The 474-nt window shown below is 52.3% G+C and carries 1 protein-coding gene; it reads right to left on the reverse strand.

The window, feature by feature from the left end:
* Positions 1 to 459: N-acetylmuramoyl-L-alanine amidase (locus PPOP_RS13245; protein ID WP_006287019.1), on the reverse strand; the 459-nt coding region annotated here is incomplete at its 3' end.
* Positions 460 to 474 lie beyond the last annotated feature (15 nt).

Genomic DNA, 474 nt, shown 5'->3' on the forward strand with positions numbered 1-474 from the left:
AGCAACATCGACAAATAGGTTTTCCGTCAATACGGCTGGCATGCGCGACTCGCGGCACATGTGCAAGTCTTGCTTTTTTTGACCGCGGTCGTTTGCCCCATATGCCTGAAGACGACTCATGATCTCCGTATGCAACACGTCTTGCAGCGTATCCGTTGCCTCGTCCTGTACGCCGCAATACGTAAACGATTCAAAGCCGCCCGCGCCACCTCCCGCATTACAATGGATGCTAATCAGGATGTCGGCCCCCGTAGCGTTAGCTCTATCCGTTCGCTCTTGCAGCGTCAGATAGCAATCCATGTAGCGCGATAACAGGCACTGGACGCCTTCATACTCTTTCTCCAGCCGCCGCGCCGCTTCTGTTGCGACTTGTAGAGCAATATCTTTTTCGACGACACCGTTTCCACTTGCTCCCGGGTCTTTACCGCCATGTCCTGCATCAATCCATACTTTTTTCATTTGTTATTTCCACCT

The sequence above is a fragment of the Paenibacillus popilliae ATCC 14706 genome (assembly GCF_000315235.1).
GTDB lineage: Bacteria > Bacillota > Bacilli > Paenibacillales > Paenibacillaceae > Paenibacillus_B > Paenibacillus_B popilliae.